At 69.9% G+C, this 20,854-nt stretch carries 17 protein-coding genes; 11 read left to right on the top strand and 6 right to left on the bottom strand.

The features are described 5' to 3' along the window. The first annotated feature begins 12 nt into the window (after positions 1-12). A complete protein-coding gene (locus tag HUT18_RS30820) occupies positions 13-585 on the top strand; it encodes a GNAT family N-acetyltransferase (RefSeq protein WP_254878885.1) in 573 nt (190 codons plus the stop codon). Between the two features lie 120 nt (positions 586-705). Here the strand turns inward: HUT18_RS30820 and HUT18_RS30815 are convergent, their stop codons facing one another. Further along, on the bottom strand, positions 706-1,275 hold the full coding sequence (locus HUT18_RS30815; protein ID WP_176103786.1) for a HEAT repeat domain-containing protein: 570 nt from the start codon (positions 1,273-1,275) through the stop codon (positions 706-708). 331 nt (positions 1,276-1,606) lie between these two features. Between HUT18_RS30815 and HUT18_RS30810 the strand changes: the two genes are divergently transcribed. From HUT18_RS30810 to pssA, 9 genes are all read left to right on the top strand, one after another. Further along, complete coding sequence (locus tag HUT18_RS30810) at positions 1,607-3,412, top strand: 3-hydroxyacyl-CoA dehydrogenase family protein (RefSeq protein WP_176103785.1); 1,806 nt, start codon at positions 1,607-1,609, stop codon at positions 3,410-3,412. A 118-nt stretch (positions 3,413-3,530) separates the two neighbouring features. Next, the gene (locus HUT18_RS30805; protein ID WP_217710530.1) at positions 3,531-4,364 is read left to right on the top strand and encodes a TetR family transcriptional regulator; all 834 of its coding nucleotides are present in this window, start codon (positions 3,531-3,533) and stop codon (positions 4,362-4,364) included. A gap of 693 nt (positions 4,365-5,057) precedes the next feature. Then, positions 5,058-6,395 (top strand): crotonyl-CoA carboxylase/reductase, encoded by a 1,338-nt coding sequence (gene ccrA, locus HUT18_RS30800; protein WP_176103784.1) that lies wholly within the window; start codon positions 5,058-5,060, stop codon positions 6,393-6,395. Positions 6,396-6,404: 9 nt separating this feature from the next. Beyond that, positions 6,405-8,435 (top strand): protein meaA, encoded by a 2,031-nt coding sequence (locus HUT18_RS30795; protein WP_176103783.1) that lies wholly within the window; start codon positions 6,405-6,407, stop codon positions 8,433-8,435. Continuing rightward, positions 8,432-9,391, top strand: a complete 960-nt coding sequence (locus tag HUT18_RS30790; protein WP_176103782.1) for a CoA ester lyase — start codon at positions 8,432-8,434, stop codon at positions 9,389-9,391. Before HUT18_RS30795 ends, HUT18_RS30790 begins: the two co-directional genes overlap by 4 nt. Positions 9,392-9,396: 5 nt before the next feature. Further along, on the top strand, positions 9,397-9,909 hold the full coding sequence (locus HUT18_RS30785) for a MaoC family dehydratase (RefSeq protein WP_176103781.1): 513 nt from the start codon (positions 9,397-9,399) through the stop codon (positions 9,907-9,909). Beyond that, positions 9,909-11,114 carry an acyl-CoA dehydrogenase family protein gene (locus HUT18_RS30780; protein ID WP_176103780.1) on the top strand — a complete coding sequence of 402 codons (1,206 nt, stop codon included), beginning with the start codon at positions 9,909-9,911 and terminating at the stop codon, positions 11,112-11,114. Before HUT18_RS30785 ends, HUT18_RS30780 begins: the two co-directional genes overlap by 1 nt. A 170-nt stretch (positions 11,115-11,284) precedes the next feature. After that, positions 11,285-11,941: a phosphatidylserine decarboxylase gene (locus tag HUT18_RS30775; RefSeq protein WP_176103779.1), complete on the top strand. Its 657-nt coding sequence runs from the start codon at positions 11,285-11,287 to the stop codon at positions 11,939-11,941. Positions 11,942-11,969: 28 nt separating this feature from the next. Then, positions 11,970-12,788, top strand: coding sequence for a CDP-diacylglycerol--serine O-phosphatidyltransferase (pssA, locus tag HUT18_RS30770; RefSeq protein ID WP_176104906.1), 819 nt, complete (start codon positions 11,970-11,972; stop codon positions 12,786-12,788). 139 nt (positions 12,789-12,927) lie between these two features. Here pssA and HUT18_RS30765 read toward each other — a convergent pair whose 3' ends face one another. Continuing rightward, positions 12,928-14,112, bottom strand: a complete 1,185-nt coding sequence (locus HUT18_RS30765) for a glycerate kinase (RefSeq protein WP_254878884.1) — start codon at positions 14,110-14,112, stop codon at positions 12,928-12,930. Positions 14,113-14,404: 292 nt separating this feature from the next. On the opposite strand from HUT18_RS30765, the gene HUT18_RS30760 reads away from it, so the two are divergent. Continuing rightward, the gene (locus HUT18_RS30760) at positions 14,405-15,127 is read left to right on the top strand and encodes a Sir2 family NAD-dependent protein deacetylase (protein ID WP_176104905.1); all 723 of its coding nucleotides are present in this window, start codon (positions 14,405-14,407) and stop codon (positions 15,125-15,127) included. Between the two features lie 12 nt (positions 15,128-15,139). Here the strand turns inward: HUT18_RS30760 and HUT18_RS30755 are convergent, their stop codons facing one another. The 4 genes from HUT18_RS30755 to HUT18_RS30740 all read right to left on the bottom strand — a co-directional run bounded on the left by HUT18_RS30755 (position 15,140) and on the right by HUT18_RS30740 (position 20,789). Further along, positions 15,140-15,628, bottom strand: a complete 489-nt coding sequence (locus HUT18_RS30755) for a methylated-DNA--[protein]-cysteine S-methyltransferase (RefSeq protein WP_303246588.1) — start codon at positions 15,626-15,628, stop codon at positions 15,140-15,142. A gap of 92 nt (positions 15,629-15,720) precedes the next feature. Further along, a complete protein-coding gene (locus HUT18_RS30750) occupies positions 15,721-17,184 on the bottom strand; it encodes a DNA-3-methyladenine glycosylase 2 family protein (protein WP_176103777.1) in 1,464 nt (487 codons plus the stop codon). Positions 17,185-17,326: 142 nt separating this feature from the next. Continuing rightward, positions 17,327-19,390 carry a phosphocholine-specific phospholipase C gene (locus tag HUT18_RS30745; RefSeq protein WP_176103776.1) on the bottom strand — a complete coding sequence of 688 codons (2,064 nt, stop codon included), beginning with the start codon at positions 19,388-19,390 and terminating at the stop codon, positions 17,327-17,329. Between the two features lie 286 nt (positions 19,391-19,676). After that, complete coding sequence (locus HUT18_RS30740; protein WP_176103775.1) at positions 19,677-20,789, bottom strand: LacI family DNA-binding transcriptional regulator; 1,113 nt, start codon at positions 20,787-20,789, stop codon at positions 19,677-19,679. Positions 20,790-20,854: the final 65 nt, after the last annotated feature.

Raw genomic sequence — 20,854 nt, 5'->3', positions numbered from 1 at the left:
ACGATGCGGCGCATGGAGACCCGGGTACGGCCGATGACCGAGGCCGACTGCGAGGCGGTCGGCGCGCTTCGCGTCGACGGCTGGCGCCATGCCTACGCGGGCCTCATGCCGCAGTCCCACCTCGACGCACTCGACCCCGCACAGGACGCCGAGGCCCGGCGCCGACTGCTCGCGCGGCAGCCGCCGTCCGTACGGAACATGGTGGCCGTACGCCAGGGCCGTATCGCGGGCTGGGCCTGCTGGGGTCCTTTCCGCGAGGAGGAAGCGCCCCGGCCGACCCCCGCCCACACCGTCACTCGGGCCCAATCCACCTCCCAATCCACCTCGCCCGACAGCGAGTTGTACGCCCTCTACGCAGACCCAGAGCAGCTCTCCACCGGCCTCGGACGACTCCTCCTCCAGCACTGCGTCACGCACTGCGCGGACGCGGGCTACGCACATCTGCGCCTGTGGGTCCTGGCAGGCAACCTCCGGGCCCGGCGCTTCTACGAACGCGCGGGACTGATGGCCGACGGTGCCGAGCAAGTGGACATGGTGGACGGGGTCCCGATCACCGAGGTCCGCTACAGCATGACGCTCGGCTGATCTCGCACCGCCTGGAGCCGCAGCCCGCAGCCCGCAGCCCGCAGCCCACGATCCGTAATCAGGACTGGGCCGGGGCCCTCGACCTGCGCCCCGAGATCCGCGCCCTTGCCCTACCCGCGCCTATCGCCCCAGCCGCGCCAACGAGGCCGAAGCCGCCGCCGCGAGCCGCGGATGACCCGCCGCCGCGGTCAGTACCGGACGGGCCCTGGGATCGCCGAGCGCGCCGAGTCCTTCGACGCAGGCCAGGGCGATGCGCCAGTACTGCTCGTGGGGTGAGAGGAGCCGCTCCAGGGTGGTGATCAGGGCCGGTGCGGACTCGGGGGCGCGCAGGGCGGTCAGCAGGCGCACGGGATGGAGGGCGTACGCCGTGCGCAGGGAGTTGGTCGCGAGCGCCGCCGCGGCGCGCGCGGTGCGCGGGTCGCGGAGTCTGGCGAGCGCTTGTGCCGCGCTGGCGCAGCGCTGCTGATCGCGGTGGTTGAGCAGGAGGACAAGGGATTCGAAGGCGCGCCGGTCGCCTGCGGTGCCCAGCCGGAAGGCCGCGAGTTCACGGGCCCACAGGGGCTCCCCCGGCGCCGTGAGGACCACGGCGAGCGTCTCGTGGTCCCGGGTCGCGATGAGGCGTCGATAGCGCTCGTCGCCGCCCGATTCGATCCGCAGACGCTCGGTAAGGGCACGTAACTCCTTGTCCACATCTCGACTTTAGGGCTTTCCGGGCCGCGACACAGGTCACATGCAGGACTCTGTTCGCCCTCTGGCGTGCTCGTTACCCGCAAGTTAAGCTCAGACGAGCGGGACACCCTCCCCGCTGGCTCCGGTGGCCTGGTGACGCAGCCGCCGGACATGTTTGTCGGTTCGGTACCCGCAAGTACCTCAGTACGACGTGGCCCCGGGACAGGGCCCGTCGCTCGCCCGCCGGGCGCATCGTGCGCACCCCGGCAGTCGGCGCTCGCTTCCCCTGTGCGGCCTGCCCGTTGGCGCCCGCGCACACCCTCAGTCGTCACTCATTGTCTGGAGTCCCGCGATGGCCGCTCCCCTGTCCGACACACCCCCGCTCTCCCTGAACACCGTCGCCGTCATCGGCCTCGGCACCATGGGCACCGGCATCGCCGAGGTGCTCGCCCGAGGTGGCCGTGAGGTCATCGGCATCGACATCAGTGAGGCCGCCGCCAGCCAGGCCAACGCCGCCCTCGAGGCCTCGACCGCCCGCGCGGTGGAGCGTGAGCGCCTGACCGAACAGGAGCGCGGGGACGTTCTCGCCCGCTTCCGCACCTTCACCGACCTCCAGGCCGCGGCCGACGCCGACCTGGTCATCGAGGTCGCCCCGGAGTCGTACGAGATCAAGCAGCAGATCTTCCAGGCCCTCGACTCGATCGTGCGGCCCGACACCATCCTGGCGACCGGTACCAACGCGCTGTCCGTGACCCGCCTCGCGGCCGACACCCAGCACCCGGAGCGCGTGCTGGGTCTGCACTTCTTCAACCCGGCCCCGGCCATGAAGCTGGTCGAGGTCGTCTCCACCGTGCTGACCGGCCCGGCCGCCGCGGCAGCCGTGACCTCCCTGGTCGCCGAACTGGGCAAGGACCCGGTGACCGCGGGCGACCGCCCCGGCTTCATCGCCGACGGGCTGCTGTTCGGCTACCTCAACCAGGCCGCCTCGATGTACGAGGCGAACTACGCCTCCCGCGAGGACATCGACGCCGCCATGAAGCTCGGCTGCGGCCTGCCGATGGGCCCGCTCGAACTGCTCGACCTGATCGGCATCGACACCGCCCGTACCGTCCTGGAGGCGATGTACGAGGCCTCGCGCGACCGTCTGCACGCCCCCGCCCCGATCCTGAGGCAGCTCAGCGAAGCGGGCCTGACCGGCCGCAAGACCGGCCGCGGCTTCTACACCTACGCGGAGGCGGGCAGCGCCACCGTCGTCGCCGACGCGCTGACGCCGCGGCAGGACGGCGGCGGCGCCGAGGGCCGCACGATCACCTCGGTCGGCGTGGTGGGCTCGGGCACCATGGCCTCCGGCATCGCCGAGGTCTTCGCCAAGTCCGGCTTCTCCGTGGTGCTCGCCGCGCGCAGCGACGAGAAGGCGGAGAAGGCCAAGGCGCGTATCGGCAAGTCCCTTCAGCGCTCTGTCGACAAGGGGCGACTGACCGCCGAGGCGGCCGCCGAGACGCTCGCGCGCATCACGCCCGCCGGGACCTACGAGTCCTTCGCCGACGTCGACCTCGCGGTCGAGGCCATCGCCGAGGACCTGGAGATCAAGCAGCAGCTCTTCGCCCAGCTCGACAAGATCTGCAAGCCGGGTGCGGTGCTCGCGACCACCACCTCCTCGCTGCCGGTCGTCGCCTGCGCCCGCGCCACCTCGCGCCCGCAGGACGTCATCGGGATGCACTTCTTCAACCCGGCCCCGGCGATGAAGCTGGTCGAGGTGGTGCGCACGGTGCTCACCGCCGACGACGTCCACGCCACCGTCCGCGACCTGTGCACGAAGATCCGCAAGCACCCGGTGGACTGCGGCGACCGCGCCGGCTTCATCGTGAACGCGCTGCTGTTCCCGTACCTCAACAACGCGATCAAGATGCTGGAGGAGCACTACGCCAGCCTCGACGACATCGACACCGCCATGAAGCTCGGCGGCGGCTACCCGATGGGCCCGTTCGAACTGCTCGACGTGGTCGGCCTGGACGTCTCGCTGGCCATCGAGCGCGTGCTGCACGCGGAGTTCCGTGACCCGGGCCTGGCCCCGGCCCCGCTCCTGGAGCACCTGGTGGCGGCGGGCTGCCTCGGCCGCAAGACCGGCCGTGGCTTCCGCGAATATGCCCGGCGCTGACACGAGCCGGGACGAACGTACGGAGTCGGCCGACTGGGGCGGACTGCTCGAACCTGCTGCGGCTCCGTCGCCCGCCGAGGGCGGCGGAGCACCCGGGCATGCACGTCCGGGCGCCTCCATGCAGTACGTTCGTGGCATGCCCCAGTCCGCCAAGTCCCCTCGTACGTCCGGCACCTCCGAGACTCCGGAGCGTTCCTCGGCCGTCGGCCGGGCCGCCGCACAGAAGCTGAAAATGCGCCGGGAGCTCGCCGCCGCGGCCATGGAGCTGTTCGCCACCAAGGGGTACGAGGCGACGACGGTCGACGAGATCGCCGCGGCGGCCGGGGTCGCCCGGCGCACCTTCTTCCGGCACTTCCGCTCCAAGGAAGAGGCGATCTTCCCCGATCACGACGACACCCTGATCCGCGCGGAGGCCGTGCTCAACGCGGCGCCCGCGCACGAGCATCCGCTCGACACGGTGTGCCGCGGGATCAAGGAAGTCATGCGCATGTACGCGGCGCAGCCGGACATCTCGGTGGCCCGCTACCGGCTGACCCGCGAGGTGCCCACCCTGCGGGAGGCGGAGATCGCCTCGGTGGCCCGCTACGAGCGGCTGTTCACCCGTTACCTTCTCGGCCACTTCGACGAGCGTGACCACCACGACGGCAACGACGATCCGCTGCTCGCCGAGGTGGCCGCCTCGGCGGTGGTCACGGCGCACAACCACGTACTGCGCCGCTGGCTGCGCGCGGACGGACAAGGCGATGTGGAGGCGCAGTTGGACCATGCCTTCGCCATCGTGCGCCGCACCTTCGGCATGGGCATAGGCGCCGGTCGCAGCACGGAGGACGAGCCGCAGGCGCCGGTCTCGGCCACCTCCTCCGGGGACGTCCTGGTGACCGTGACCCGTACGGACACACCGCTGGACCAGATCATGCGGACGATCGAGCAGGCGCTGCACGGACGTCGCTGACGTCGCGGCCGGGCGAGGGGCGGGGGCCACGCCCATGGCCCCTCCTCCGGCCCTGATAGGGCGGTCCGCGGACTCCCCGGACCGATTCTCCGCGGACTTCCCGCACCGATCCGGTCCCCGTCCGCCGATCCACACCACCACCCCGTGCGGACGCCGTCCGCTTTCGGTCCCGCGTACCCGACGCGGGTTTTTTCGCCCTCACTTCAAGTGAGTTCGCCATCACCCTGAGAGGCGGCCGCCGCCCGGCACCCGACGCCGGAACGGCCGCCTCCGGCGTCCTTTCAGGCCTCCCGCAGGCTTCGCACCCGCACACTCGAAGGTGGCCACGACCTGCGGAAACGGCCGGTTTGATCGATCAACGTTCATCCGTTACGACGGAATGACAACTGAGAGAAATTGCTGGCACGCAGTGTCTTGTCACCTGGCACGCGGTGCCATACGTTGAGAGTGTCCGGGCGGCCGGCGTGCAGAGCACCGTCGTACGCCGGCTGTCCCCGCAAGCCTCCGCTTGCGCGCCCGGGCGCCTGCGTCACAGGCAACAGTCCGCGCCACAAAGCGCTGCCAGCAAGACCCGCCGAACCGACGGCATACCTCCACAGCAGTACCCGGCCCCTGTACACCCGGGGGTTCCCTCAGACCCCCAAAAAACGCGCATCTCCCCCAGCCAGTCCGGGGGAGCTTGGAGGCATCACCGTGAAGGACATCCTGGACGCGATCCAATCGCAGGACGCCAAGGCCGCGGATTTCGCCGCGATTCCCCTGCCCGAGTCCTACCGCGCAGTGACTGTGCACAAGGACGAGCAGGAGATGTTCGCCGGGCTGCCGTCCCACGAGAAGGACCCCCGCAAGTCCCTCCACCTCGATGAGGTCGCCCTCCCCGAGCTCGGCCCGGGCGAGGCTCTGGTCGCCGTGATGGCGTCCTCCGTGAACTACAACTCGGTCTGGACCTCGATCTTCGAGCCCGTGTCCACGTTCGGTTTCCTGGAGCGGTACGGGCGTCTGTCGGAGCTGACCAAGCGTCACGACCTGCCGTACCACGTCATCGGCTCGGACCTGGCCGGTGTCGTCCTGCGCACCGGCCCCGGCGTCAACGCCTGGACCCCCGGTGACGAGGTTGTCGCGCACTGCCTGTCGGTCGAGCTGGAGTCCTCCGACGGCCACAACGACACCATGCTCGACCCCGAGCAGCGCATCTGGGGCTTCGAGACCAACTTCGGTGGCCTGGCCGAGATCGCGCTGGTCAAGTCCAACCAGCTGATGCCCAAGCCCGACCACCTCTCCTGGGAAGAGGCCGCAGCTCCGGGCCTGGTCAACTCCACCGCCTACCGCCAGCTCGTCTCCCGCAACGGCGCCGGCATGAAGCAGGGCGACAACGTCCTGATCTGGGGCGCCTCCGGCGGACTCGGCTCCTACGCCACCCAGTTCGCCCTCGCCGGCGGCGCCAACCCCATCTGCGTCGTCTCCAGCGAGGACAAGGCCGACATCTGCCGCGCCATGGGCGCCGAGGCGATCATCGACCGCAAGGCCGAGGGCTACAAGTTCTGGAAGGACGAGAACACCCAGGACCCGAAGGAATGGAAGCGCTTCGGCAAGCGCATCCGCGAACTCACCGGCGGCGAGGACATCGACATCGTCTTCGAACACCCCGGCCGCGAAACCTTCGGCGCCTCCGTCTACGTCACCCGCAAGGGCGGCACCATCACGACCTGCGCCTCCACCAGCGGCTACATGCACCAGTACGACAACCGCTACCTGTGGATGTCCCTGAAGCGCATCATCGGCTCCCACTTCGCCAACTACCGCGAAGCCTGGGAAGCCAACCGCCTCATCGCCAAGGGCAAGATCCACCCCACCCTCTCCAAGGTCTACTCGCTGGAGGAGACCGGCCAGGCGGCGTTCGACGTGCACAAGAACCTCCACCAGGGCAAGGTCGGCGTCCTCGCGCTGGCGCCCGAGGAAGGCCTCGGCGTCCGCGACCACGAGCTGCGCGCCAAGCACCTCGACGCCATCAACCGCTTCCGGAACGTCTGAGGTTCGGACATGACAGAGCGCCAGAAGGACCGCCCCTGGCTCATGCGGACGTACGCCGGTCACTCGACGGCCGAGGCGTCCAACGAGCTGTACCGGCGTAATCTCGCCAAGGGCCAGACGGGTCTGTCGGTGGCCTTCGACCTGCCGACCCAGACGGGCTACGACCCGGACCACATCCTCGCCCGTGGCGAGGTGGGCCGCGTCGGCGTCCCGGTCTCGCATCTCGGTGACATGCGGAGGCTGTTCCAGGACATCCCCCTGGAACAGATGAACACCTCCATGACGATCAACGCCACCGCGATGTGGCTGCTCGCGCTCTACCAGGTGGTCGCTGAGGAGCAGGGAGCGGACATCCGCCTGCTCCAGGGAACGACGCAGAACGACATCGTCAAGGAGTACCTCTCGCGCGGGACGCATGTCTTCCCGCCGGTGCCCTCCCTGCGCCTCACGACCGACATGATCACCTACACGGTGGCCAACATCCCCAAGTGGAACCCGATCAACATCTGCAGCTACCACCTGCAGGAGGCCGGGGCCACGCCGGTACAGGAGATCGCGTACGCGATGTCCACGGCCATCGCCGTACTCGACGCGGTGCGCGACTCGGGCCAGGTGCCGCCGGAGAAGTTCGGCGACGTGGTCGCGCGTATCTCCTTCTTCGTGAACGCGGGCGTGCGCTTCGTCGAGGAGATGTGCAAGATGCGCGCCTTCGGCCGCATCTGGGAGAAGATCACCCGCGAGCGCTACGGCATCGAGAACGAGAAGCAGCGCCGGTTCCGTTACGGCGTGCAGGTCAACTCCCTTGGCCTGACCGAGGCGCAGCCGGAGAACAACGTCCAGCGCATCGTGCTCGAAATGCTCGCGGTCACCCTCTCCAAGGACGCCCGCGCACGCGCCGTGCAGCTGCCCGCGTGGAACGAGGCCCTGGGTCTGCCCAGGCCCTGGGACCAGCAGTGGTCGCTGCGCATCCAGCAGGTCCTCGCCCACGAGAGCGATCTGCTCGAGTACGAGGACATCTTCGCGGGCTCGCACGTCATCGAGGCCAAGGTCGACGCGCTGGTCGAGGAGTCCTTCCGGGAGATCGACCGGATCCAGGAGATGGGCGGCGCGATGGCGGCCGTCGAATCCGGTTACCTGAAGTCGCAGTTGGTGTCCTCGCACGCCGAGCGGCGGGCCCGGATCGAGGCCGGCCAGGAGAAGATCATCGGCGTCAACTGCTATGAGTCGACCGAGCCGAGCCCGCTCACCGCGGACCTCGACACGGCGATCATGACGGTCGACCCCAAGAACGAGGCCCAGGTCGTGTCCAAGCTGCACGCCTGGCGCACCGAGCGGGACGAAGTCCGCGCCCAGGACGCGCTGGAGGCACTCAAGCGCGCGGCGGCCGGCACCGAGAACCTGATGGCGTCGACCCTGGAGTGCGCCAGGGCCGGAGTCACCACGGGCGAATGGGCCTGGGCCCTCAGGGACGTCTTCGGCGAGTTCCGCGCGCCGACCGGTGTCTCCAGCGCCCCGGTGGCCGTCGCCGCGGAGGAGGGTAGCCCTCTGGCCCTCGTCCGCGACAAGGTGGACGCCACCGCCGCGGAACTCGGTGTCGGCAAGCTGCGCTTCCTGGTGGGCAAGCCGGGCCTGGACGGGCACTCCAACGGGGCCGAGCAGATCGCGGTGCGCGCGCGTGACGCCGGTTTCGAGGTGGTCTACCAGGGCATCCGGCTCACTCCGGAGCAGATCGTGAACGCCGCGGTGGCCGAGGACGTACACGCCGTCGGTCTGTCCATCCTGTCCGGCTCGCACGCCGAGTTGGTGCCCGACGTCCTGCACCGGCTGCGTGAGACGGGTGCCACCGACATCCCCGTCATCGCGGGTGGGATCATCCCCCAGTCGGACGCCGAGACGCTCATCTCGGCGGGTGTCGCAGCGGTCTTCACACCGAAGGACTTCGGCATCACGGAGATCATCGGCCGTATCGTCGACGAGATCCGCAAGGCGAACAAGCTGGAACCCTTGAAGAATCTGGAAAGCACGGAGGTCCCCGCATGACTGTCAACCGCCTTCGCCCCCGCCGTTCCTGTCTGGCGGTGCCCGGGTCCAACCCGCGCTTCCTGGAGAAGGCCCAGGGTCTCCCGGCCGACCAGGTCTTCCTCGACCTCGAGGACGCCTGCGCGCCGCTGGCGAAGCCGGACGCCCGGCACAACATCGTCAAGGTGCTCAACGAGGGTGACTGGACCGGCAAGACGCGCGTGGTGCGCGTCAACGACTGGACCACGCACTGGACGTACCGCGACGTCGTGACCGTCGTCGAGGGCGCGGGCCCCAACCTCGACTGCATCATGCTGCCGAAGGTCCAGGACGCCGAGCAGGTGGTCGCGCTCGACCTGCTGCTCACCCAGATCGAGAAGACCATGGGCTTCGAGGTCGGCAAGATCGGCATCGAGGCGCAGATCGAGAACGCCAAGGGTCTGGTGAACGTCGACGCGATCGCCGCCGCCTCGCCGCGTCTGGAGACCATCATCTTCGGCCCGGCCGACTTCATGGCCTCCATCAACATGAAGTCCCTGGTGGTCGGCGAGCAGCCGCCCGGCTACACCGCCGACGCGTACCACTACATCCTGATGCGCATCCTGATGGCCGCCCGGATGCACGACCTCCAGGCGATCGACGGTCCCTACCTGCAGATCAAGAACGTCGACGGCTACCGCGAGGTCGCCGGCCGCAGCGCCGCGCTCGGCTTCGACGGCAAGTGGGTGCTGCACCCCGGCCAGGTCGACGCGGCCAACGAGATCTACTCGCCCTCGCAGGAGGACTTCGACCACGCCGAGCTGATCCTCGACGCGTACGACTACTACACCTCCGAGGCGGGCGGCAAGAAAGGCTCCGCCATGCTCGGTGACGAGATGATCGACGAGGCCAGCCGCAAGATGGCGCTCGTGATCTCCGGCAAGGGCCGGGCGGCCGGCATGCAGCGCACGTCCAAGTTCGAAGCCCCGGAGGCCTGAGCACTATGCAGTTCGGACGCACCTACGAAGAGTTCGAGGTCGGCGCGGTCTACAAGCACTGGCCCGGAAAGACGGTCACCGAGTACGACGACCACCTCTTCTGCCTGCTGACGATGAACCACCACCCCCTCCACATGGACACCAACTATGCGGAGAAGACGACGGACTTCGGCAAGAACGTCGTCGTCGGGAACTACATCTACTCGCTGCTGCTCGGCATGTCGGTGCCGGACGTCTCCGGCAAGGCCATCGCCAACCTGGAGATCGAGTCGCTGCGCCATGTCGCGCCGACCTTCCACGGCGACACCATCTACGGCGAGACCACGGTCCTGGACAAGACCCCGTCGAAGTCCAAGAACGACCGCGGCATCGTGTACGTCGAGACCAAGGGCTACAAGCAGGACGGCACCCTGGTGTGCGTGTTCCGCCGCAAGGTGATGGTCCCGACCGAGACGTACATCAAGGAGCGCGGCGGCGAGCAGCCGGGCCGCCCGGAGCTTGTGGAGAAGAAGAAGTAATGAGCCGACTCGCCCAGACCCACGGCCTGACCGACGTCCAGCAGGAAATCCTGTCGACGGTACGGGACTTCGTGGACAAGGAGATCATCCCGGTCGCGACGGAGCTTGAGCACCGCGACGAGTACCCGCAGCAGATCGTCGACGGCCTGAAGGAACTCGGCCTGTTCGGTCTGATGATCCCCGAGGAGTACGGGGGTCTGGGCGAGTCGCTCCTCACCTACGCGCTGTGCGTGGAGGAGATCGCCCGTGGCTGGATGTCGGTCTCCGGCATCATCAACACCCACTTCATCGTGGCGTACATGCTCAAGCAGCACGGCACCCAGGAGCAGAAGGACCACTTCCTGCCGCGGATGGCGCTCGGCGAGGTGCGTGGCGCGTTCTCGATGTCCGAGCCCGCCCTCGGCTCCGACGTCTCGGCCATTTCCTCCAAGGCGGTCAAGGACGGCGACGAGTACGTCCTCAACGGCCAGAAGATGTGGCTGACCAACGGCGGCACGTCGACCCTCGTGGCGGTTCTCACACGGTCCGACGAGGGCCACCCGGAGGGCACCGCCCCGCACAAGTCGATGACGACCTTCCTGGTCGAGAAGGAGCCGGGCTTCGGCGAGGTCCGTCCGGGCCTGACCATCCCCGGCAAGATCGACAAGATGGGCTACAAGGGCGTCGACACGACCGAGCTCATCATGGACAACCTCCGGATTCCGGCCAATCGCGTACTCGGCGGCGAGACCGGCCGTGGTTTCTACCACATGATGGACGGCGTCGAAGTGGGCCGCGTCAACGTCGCGGCGCGTGGCTGCGGTGTCGCTCAGCGTGCATTTGAGCTGGGTGTGGCATACGCGCAGCAGCGTCAGACCTTCGGCAAGGTCATCGCGAAGCACCAGGCCATCCAGTTCAAGCTGGCCGAAATGGCTACCAAGGTCGAAGCGGCCCATGCCATGATGGTGAACGCAGCACGCAAAAAGGACTCCGGGGAGCGAAACGACCTCGAAGCAGGGATGGCGAAGTACCTCGCCTCCGAGTACTGCAAGGAGGTCGTCGAGGACGCCTTCCGGATCCACGGCGGCTACGGCTTCTCCAAGGAGTACGAGATCGAGCGCCTCTACCGCGAGGCTCCGATGCTGCTGATCGGTGAAGGTACCGCCGAGATCCAAAAAATGATCATTGGTCGTCGGCTGCTCGAGGAGTATCGACTGCAGGGTTAGATGTTCGGGTACGGGGTGTTTTCCTCTACCCGAGGATCACACCCCGTCACTCTCCGCGGGCGCCGACTCGGCTTCCTGGCTTGCCCAGTTGCGGCTCGCAACCGATACGATCGCCGGAAAGCCGCCCGTCCCCCGTCACCGAGCGGCGTCATCCGCTACGAAGGTCATCAATGCCCCACAGCCCTATCTCTGCACCAAGCGACAGCCTCGCCGGCGTACGTCTCGCGCGCGGAGCATCGCCGTGGCTCCTGCCCACCGTGGCCACCGCCGCGCTGAGTCTGGCGCGCTCGCGCCGTTCGAAGAAGGCCGCGGCGCTGGCCGTGCCCGCCACCGCACTCGCCGCCGGCATGCTGTGGTTCTTCCGGGACCCCGAGCGCGAGATCGCCCGGGGCAGGGTGATCTCCCCCGCCGACGGCGTGGTGCAGAGCATCATGCCGTGGAAGGACGGACGCACCCGCGTCGCGATCTTCATGAGCCCCCTGAACGTCCACGTGAACCGCGCTCCGCTGGCCGGGACCGTGACCTCCGTGGAGCACATCCCCGGTGGCTTCGTTCCCGCCTTCAACAAGGAGAGCGAGAACAACGAGCGCGTCGTCTGGCACTTCGACACCGAGCTCGGTGACATCGAGATGATCCAGATCGCGGGGGCCGTGGCCCGCCGCATCGTGCCGTACGTGCCCGCGGGCACCAAGGTCGAGCAGGGTGAGCGGATCGGTCTGATCCGCTTCGGCTCGCGAGTCGACATCTACCTCCCGGAGGGAGTCGACATCGCGGTCGAGGTCGGCGAGAAGACGACAGCTGGGGTGACTCGAATTGACCGTGATTGATCCCGAGTCCTCCACCAGGACCGACTGGGTGCCCGAGGCCGAGGCGGAGGACGACTCCGAGGAAATGCCCCTGTCGCTGCGTCTGTCGATAGCGGACGCCCTGACCCTGGGCAATGCCACCTGTGGCTTCATGGCCGTGTACTTCACGACCACCGGCATCCTGATCCCGCATCTGACCGGCAGCACCGAGACCGGTATGGCCCGGCACTCCGCGGCCACCGCCGTGATCCTGATGCTGTGCGCCGCGGTCTTCGACCTGTTCGACGGCCTGGTGGCGCGCAAGCTGCGCAGCTCGCCGATGGGTGCCGAGCTGGACAACCTCTCGGACCTGATCAGCTTCGGTCTGGCGCCCGCCTACTTCGTGCTCGTGTACGGCATGGTCGCCGAGGACGCCTCGCAGCGGGTGGCCGCCGTGGGCGCCATCGTGGTGCTTCTGGCGGTGGTGCTCAGGCTTGCGCGCTTCTCGTGCGTGACCGTGAAGGACGGCATGTTCCAGGGCATGCCGAGCCCGTTCGGTGCGCTCACGGTCGTCTCGATCGTGCTGCTTGAACTCCCGTTCGCGGCCACGCTCCTGGCGATCATCGGTACCGCCTGGCTGATGGTGAGCCGGGTCGAGTACCCCAAGCCGCGCGGCCCACTGGCGATCGCGATGCTGGCCTGGATCGCCACCGCCATGACCCTGCTCTCCGCCTGGGCCTTCGACGCCCCCGGCGGTCAGCTGCTGCTGCAGACGGGCTGCTCGCTGCAGCTCGTGGTCGGCGCGGTGATCCCGGTGTTCGCGACCGCTCGCCGTGTGAACAACTTCCGCGACAACAGGCGCGAGGCGCGCGCGGCCCAGCTGCCGTAGCGCACCGAGGACCCGGAACGGGGCCCGGACCGTACGCGGTCCGGGCCCCGTTTTCTGTGCCCACTCTGCTCGGCGGTGCTGCCCACACGGCGGGCTTCTGGCTCAGGTGCCGAGCGGGCCTCGGTTCACGCCGCCTCGCTCAAGCGCTCCGCGGCGGTCGCACGAAGTCGTACGCCACGCGCTCCCCGAGCCGTTCCAGGAGCGGTCCCGGCTCGGCCAGACAACGCGCGAGGTCGGGCTCGATGCCGGTGAGCGCGTACGCGCGGGAGATACCGGCTGCGACGAGCTGGTCCCGGCTCAGCGCGAGCCGCCCGCACACCGCGACCACCTCCCGCCCCGCGGCCCGGGCCGCCGCCGCCACTCCGGCCGGTGCCTTGCCGTGCAGGGTCTGTGCGTCGAGCGAGCCCTCCCCGGTGATCACCAGGTCGGCCCGGGCGAGCGCCGCGTCGAATCCGAGCACGTCGAGCAGTACCTCGATGCCGGGCCTGAACCGAGCGCCGAGCCCGGCCAGCGCCCCGTAACCGACACCGCCCGCGGCCCCGGCGCCCGGGGTGTGCTCCAGCGCTCCGGCAGCCGGTCCGAGGGCGCGGCCGAGGATCTCGGCGCAGTGGCCGAGCGCCGCGTCGAGGAGTTCCACCTGACCAGGGTCGGCGCCCTTCTGCGGCCCGTAGACATGCGCAGCGCCTCGGGGGCCGGTCAGCGGGTTGTCGACGTCGCTGGCGAGGACGATGTCCACCCCGGACAGGCGGGCGTCGAGGCCCGTGAGGTCGACGGCCGCGAGGCGCGCGAGGGCGCCGCCGCCCGGGGGCAGCGCGGCGCCCTGGGCGTCGGTGAAGCGGACGCCGAGTGCGGTGAGCATGCCCGTTCCGGCGTCGGTGGTGGCGCTGCCGCCGACGCCCAGGACGAGCCGGGTGGCTCCCGCGTCCAGGGCGGCGCGGACGAGTTCACCGGTGCCGTAGGTGGTGGCGGTGAGTGGCGCGAAGTGTCCGGGTGGCAGCAGGCGCAGTCCGGAGGCCTCGGCCATTTCGAGGACGGCGGTGCCCTCGCGCAGCGCGTACCGTGCCGTGACGCCGTCGCCGAGCGGGCCGGTGACCCGCACCTCGCGGCAGGTGTAGCCCGCGGCGAGGGCCGCGTCGACCGTTCCGTCCCCGCCGTCGGCGACCGGAAGCGCCTCGACGCGCAGGGACGGTTCGGCCCGCAGCAGTCCGGTACGCACATGGGCGGCCACTTCGGCCGCGGTGAGCGTGCCCTTGAACTTGTCCGCGGCGATGAGGACATGGGTGCCCGTCCGCTGCCGCCGTTCGTCTCGCTCGCCCTCGCCCACCGGCGGGCCTCCCTCGCTGGCGCCCGGCCCGCGAGCGCGTAAGCCGCGCACGGAGGGCCTGGCCGGATCTCTCGGTCCCCGCGACCCTAACAGGAGACAGAAAGCGCTTTCTATCCTCTGCGGGAACCCAACCGGAACGCCGCCACCCCGCACTATCCCCTCGCTTCGGCCCCGCCCGGCTGCGTACGCTCGCCCCATGGACCGTGAGGGCGCAGCGACGGGCAGGACGGACACCGGCCGGGCGACGGGGGAAGCGCGGGGGCGCGACGGGAAGGGCGCGGGGCGCCCGCCGATGGTCGCCATCCTCAGCGGGGCGGGTATCTCCACGGACTCCGGGATCCCGGACTACCGCGGGCCGCAAGGGCTTTGGCGGCGCGACCCCGACGCGGAGAAGCTCGTCACGTACGACTACTACATGAACGACCCCGACATCAGGCGCCGTTCCTGGCAGATGCGCCGCGACAGCCCCACGCTCGCCGCGCGACCGAACGCCGCACACCGGGCCGTCGCCGAGCTGGAGGCCGCGGGCGCCCCGGTCCGGGTCATCACGCAGAACGTGGACGGGCTGCACCAGTTGGCCGGGCTGCCCGCCCGCAAGGTGCTCGAACTCCACGGCAGCGCACGGTCGGTGGTGTGCACCGGCTGCGGCGCGGGGTCCTCGCTCAAGGACGCCCTGGCCCGGGTCGCGGCGGGCGAGGACGACCCGCCCTGCCTGGACTGCGGCGGCATTCTCAAGACCGCGACCGTGATGTTCGGGCAGAGCCTGGACCCCGACGTCCTGGCCGAGGCCGTGGCGGTGACCCGGGCCTGCGAGGTCTTCCTCGCCGTCGGTACCAGCCTCCAAGTGCAACCCGCCGCCGGTCTGGCGGGCCTCGCCGCCGACCACGGGGCGCGCCTGGTCATCGTCAACGCCGAGCCCACCCCGTACGACGAACTCGCGGACGAGGTCGTGCGCGAGCCCATCGGTACGGCGCTGCCGAGACTGCTCAAGGAGCTTGCCGTTCCGGCGACTTGAGCCCGGTCCGGCTCAGAACAGCACGGCGCCCCGCTCGAAGTCGAGGAGACCGCGCTTGCGCTCCAGGCCGCCGCCGTAGCCGGTCAGGCTGCCGTCCGCGCCGATCACCCGGTGGCAGGGCACGATGATGCCGACCGGGTTCTTCCCGTTGGCCAGACCCACGGCGCGCGAGGCGTTGGGCTTGCCGAGGGCGGCGGCGAGCTGGCCGTACGTACGTGTCTCGCCGTACGGGATCCGGGTGAGTTCCCGCCAGACCGATTGCTGGAACTCGGTGCCCGCAAGGGCCAACTCCAGGTCGAATTCCTTGAGTTCACCGGCGAAGTACGCCTCCAGCTGGGCCAGCGCCTCGGTGAACGGCTCGGGGTCGGGGTGCCCGAACGACTCCTGCGGGGGCCGGTGGCGCTGATCGGTCATGTACAGGCCGCTCAGCACTCCGTCGGTGGCCACGAGTGTGAGCGCGCCGCAGGGGCCGTCGGGATCGGTGACGGTGTACTGCTTCACGGGTGCGTCCTTGGTCACGGGTAGATCTTCCTCCTGTGCGGCGAGGCGCGCCGACTTCCTTGTGCAACAGGGCAGTTGAGGTGGTCGGTCACTCAGACCGGCAGCACGTTGATCGGGTGGTCGTCGGTCGCCCAGAGGTACTGGACCGCGTAGGCGCGCCAGGGGCGCCAGCGGGCGGCGCGGGCGGTGAGCGCGGCCGGGGTCGCGGGCAGGCCGAGTTCCCCGGCGGCGCGGCGGACTCCCAGGTCGGTCGCCGGGAACGCGTCGGGGTCGCCGAGCGCGCGCATCGCGATCACCTCCACGGTCCAGGGGCCGAAGCCGGGCAGCCCGGTGAGCCGGTCGCGCGCCTCGGTCCAGTCGCTCCCGGCGCCGAGCCGCAGGCTGCGTGTGGCCAGCGAGTCCACCAGGGTGGTCAGGGTCCGGCGTCTGCTGCGCGGCAGGGCGAGGGACTCGGGGTCCAGGGCGGCGAGCGACTCGGCGTCCGGGAAGAGATGGGTCAGATTGCCCTCGGGATCCTCGATCGGCTCGCCGTGCGCCGTGACCAGCCGGGCGGCGTGGGTACGCGCGGCTGCGGTGGACACCTGCTGGCCGAGCACGGCCCGTACGGCGAACTCCTCCTCGTCCACCGTGCGCGGCACCCGGCGCCCCGGCGCCTTGGCGACCAGCGGGGCGAGCAGCGGGTCGGCGGACAGCTGTTCGTCCACGGCGACGGGGTCGGCGTCCAGGTCGAGCAGCCGACGGCATCGGCTGATGGCCACGGTCAGATCGCGCTGGTCGGTCAGCGTGAGACGGCAGGCGATGTGGTCCGGCGTCGGGGTGAGCGCCACGATGCCGTGCCCGTAAGGGAGTTGAAGGGTGCGGCGATAGGCGCCCGCGTGCCACTCCTCGACTCCGGGCACCGCGGTCGCGACCAAGTGGCCGAAGAGGTTGTCCGGGCAGAGCGGGCCGCGGAACGGCAGCCGCAGGGAGAGGGCGCCGGGGGTGGCGGCCGCGCGCGGGGCGCGGGCGCGCAGCTCGCTCGGCGAGAGAGCGAAAACCTCGCGCACCGTCTCGTTGAAGGTGCGGATGGAGGCGAAGCCGGCGGCGAAGGCGATGTCGGCCATCGGCAGTGCAGTGGTCTCGATGAGCAGGCGCGCGGTCTGGGCACGCTGGGCGCGGGCCAGGGCGAGCGGTCCCGCGCCGAGTTCCGCGAGGAGCTGGCGCTCGATCTGGCGACTGCTGTAGCCGAGCCGGGCGGCCAGGCCGGGAACGCCCTCGCGGTCCACCACGCCCTCGGCGATCAGCCGCATGGCGCGGGCCACCAGGTCCGCGCGCTGGTTCCACTCCGGGGAGCCGGGGCTGGTGTCGGGGCGGCAGCGCTTGCAGGCCCGGAACCCGGCCTGCTGGCAGGCGGCCGCGCTCGGATGGAATCGCATGTTCGCCGGCTTGGGCGGCACCACGGGGCAGCTCGGACGGCAGTAGATGCCGGTGGTGACCACGGCCGTGAAGAACCAGCCGTCGAAGCGGGCGTCCTTGGACCGTACGGCGCGCAGGCAGCGTTCGGTGTCGGTGTGCATGGGTCAAGCATCGGGCACCCGCGGTGAGGAGGCTGGCAGGAATCCGACATCGATGTTCCGCTGCCTGGGCCTCGGCGAGTCACCCGCGGCGCCGTAGGCGGTGTGCGGGACGGGTCGCGCCGTCCCGCACACCGCCGGTGGCTCAGGCTCCGAGGGCCGGATCGCTGGTGCTCGGGCTGCCGGTCTCGACGTGGCCCGCGTACCGGCGCTGGTACTCGGCGTCGTGGCCGGAGGTGACCGTCACGTCGTACCAGCCGTGCTCGACCTCGCGCGTCAGGTGCTCGACGCTCGCACCGGGCTTGAGCGTGTACGTGGTCGCGGCGTTGCCCGCGTACGCGTCCTTGAGCGTGACCGTGACGGTGGCGGTGCCGCGCTGGGTCAGCTTGATACGGACGCGACCGCTGCTCGCCTCGTGCCGTGCGGTGACTTCCGGGCCCTGCTGGCTGACACGCCCCTTGAAGCGCCGGTAGAGACCACTGGGTCCGTGCACGGTGAGGTCGTACGCGCCGCCCTTGCCGGAGTCGGTGGCCCAGGTGTCGGACAGGGTGTCCCCGGCGCCGACGGTGTACACCCACGGCGCGTCACTGCGGATGTCGGAGGTGACGTGGAAGTGGGCGCCCGCCTTGCCATGGCTGGCGAAGTCGAGGCGGAACCGCTTGGGGTCGTCGGCGGTCCTGGCGTCCACCGCCAGGTCGTACGGCAGGGCACGGGCCGGGCGCCGTCCGGACTCCTGCGCGGGCAGCTTGCCCTGGGCCGGGACCGGCGGCACGTACGACTCGTGGCGCTCGTGGTCCGGCGGCTCGTAGGCGTCCGTGTCCGGCAGTTCGGGCACGTTGCCGTCGGCGCGCGAGAAGTCGAAGGCGGCGGTCAGGTCGCCGCAGACCGCGCGGCGCCAGGCCGAGATGTTCGGCTCCTGCACCCCGAAGCGCTGCTCCATGAACTGGAGGATCGAGGTGTGGTCGAAGGTCTGCGAGCAGACATAGCCGCCGGTGCTCCAGGGTGAGACGACCAGCATCGGCACCCGCTGCCCGAGGCCGTAGTGCCCGGGCACGTACTTCGCGCCGCCCTTCGGGGTGTAGTACTCCCCTTCCACGCCGACCGTGGACAGGCCCTCGTTCGCGTCCTTGGGCGCGTACGGCGGAACGACGTGGTCGAAGTAGCCGTCGTTCTCGTCGAAGGTGATCAGGAGCGCGGTCTTGCTCCACACCTCGGGGTCGGCGGTGAGTGCCTCCAGGACCTGGGCGATGTACCAAGCACCGTAGTTCGCGGGCCAGTTGGGGTGCTCGGTGAAGGCCTCGGGCGCGACGACCCAGGAGATCTGCGGGAGCTTGCCGCTCGTGACGTCGGCCTTGAGGATGTCGAAGTAGCCGTCGCCCGCCTTGGCGTTGGTGCCGGTGCGGGCCTTGTCGTACAGCGGGTTGCCGGGCTGGGCCTCGCGGTAACTGTTGAAGTACAGCAGCGAGTTGTCGCCGTAGTTGCCCCGGTAGGCGTCGTCGATCCAGCCCCACTTGCCCGCCGCGTCGAGACCGTCACCGATGTCCTGGTAGATCTTCCAGGAGACGCCCGCCTCTTCCAGGCGCTCGGGGTAGGTCTTCCAGCCGTAGCCCTTCTCGGCGTTGTCGATGACCGGGCCGCCGCCGGTGCCGTCATTGCCGCAGTAACCGGACCACATGTAGTAGCGGTTGGGGTCGGTGGCGGTCATCAGCGAGCAGTGGTAGGCGTCGCAGATGGTGAAGGCGTCGGCGAGGGCGTAGTGGAAGGGGATGTCCTCACGGGTGAGGTGGGCCATCGTGCCGCCGCCCTTGGCGGGGATCCATTTGTCGTAGTTGCCGTTGTTGAAGGCGGCGTGGCCGCCGTCCCAGTCGTGGTTGAGTCCCTCGATGAACTTCATGCCGAGGTCGTCGGTGTCGGGGCGGAACGGCGGGATCTCCTTCGTGCCGTCCGACTGGTACCAGACCGGGCGGTTGTTGGGCAGCTTCACCGGCCTCGGGTCGCCGAAGCCGCGGACGCCGCGCAGCGCGCCGTAGTAGTGGTCGAAGGACCGGTTCTCCTGCATCAGCACGACGATGTGCTCGATGTCCTCGAGGGAGTTGGTCCTGCGGTTCGCCGGGATCGCGGCGGCCTTGGCGATGGTGGCCGTGAGGGCCGTCATGGCGGCGGTGCCGCCGGCGAGCTGCATGAAGCGCCGTCGATTGATGCCGGTCATCCGCAAGTTCTCCCCGAGGTCTCGGACTCGTGCTGTGATCGTTTCGTCCTGCCGCGCGCCGAACAATGCTGCCGGTCCGCGAAGGACTCCGGCCGCAGCGCCGCGCCGAGGGCAGATTCTTCACGATCGGGAAGACGATCGGAAGTGCTCGATCCGAATCATTTTTCAGCAGTTTCACGCATGTGTCGGGGTTAGTTCATCCCTTGTTCGCCCGTTCTGGATGCATCACGTCACACCACTGTGCCTCCTCGCCGGCGCGGCACCCCGGGGCGAGGTCTCCGCGTCGTCAGGCCGGGGCCGCCGCGGTCGAGCCCCTGACCACCAGCTCCGGCATGAACACGAACTCGCTGTGCGGCGCCGGGGTGCCCTGCATCTCGTCGAGGAGGGTGCGTACCGCCGCCTGCCCCATCGCGGGCACCGGCTTGCGCACCGTGGTGAGCGGCGGATCGGTGAAAGGGATCAGCGGGGAGTCGTCGAAGCCGACCACGGAGACGTCCTGCGGGACGCGCAGCTCCCGCTGACGCACCGCGCGGATCGCGCCGAGCGCCATCATGTCGCTGGCGCAGACGACGGCCGTGCAGCCGCGCTCGATCAGTGCGGCGGCCGCGGCCTGCCCGCCCTCCACGGTGTACAACGAGTGCTGCACCAGCCGCTGTTCGATGTCCTCCGGGTCCAGGCCGAGCAGTTCCCGCATGCTGCGGACGAAGCCCTCCGTCTTGCGCTGCACGGGTACGAAGCGCTGCGGCCCGAGCGCGAGACCGATTCGGGTGTGCCCGAGCGAGACCAGGTGCCGTACGGCGAGGTCCATGGCCGCCCGGTCGTCCGGGGAGATGAACGGCGCCCGCACCTTCGGGGAGAAACCGTCCACGAGCACGAACGGCACGCCGCGAGCCCGGAGTTGGTCGTAGCGGGCGGTGTCGGCCGTGGTGTCGGCGTGCAGTCCCGAGACGTAGATCATGCCGCTGACGCCGCGGTCGACCAGCATCTCGGTGAGCTCGTCCTCGGTGGAGCCGCCCGGGGTCTGGGTAGCGAGGACCGGGGTGTAGCCCTGGCGGGTCAGTGCCTGGCTGATGACCTGGGCGAGGGCGGGAAAGATGGGATTCTCCAGCTCGGGCGTGATGAGCCCGACGAGGCCCGCGCTGCGCTGGCGCAGACGTACGGGCCGTTCGTAGCCGAGTACGTCGAGCGCGGCGAGCACCGACTCACGGGTGGCCGCCGCGACTTGGGGCTTACCGTTGAGGACCCGGCTCACGGTGGCCTCGCTGACCCCGGCGTGTGCGGCGATGTCGGCGAGCCGCGCGGTCGCGGGACCGGACCCCGGCTGTCCCGTCGCCCGCTGCTCACGGGCCGACTGCCCTGGGCCGCCGAGGGGCCCGCCGGATCCTGACTGCTGCGCCATCGTGCTCCTTTGCTCCGTGCCGCGGAAGTACCCGCCCGCCAGGCAGCTTACGGATCAGGGGCACG

Origin of the sequence: Streptomyces sp. NA04227, assembly GCF_013364195.1 — a bacterium.
GTDB lineage: Bacteria > Actinomycetota > Actinomycetes > Streptomycetales > Streptomycetaceae > Streptomyces.
This window is presented reverse-complemented; position numbering and strand designations above follow the sequence as displayed.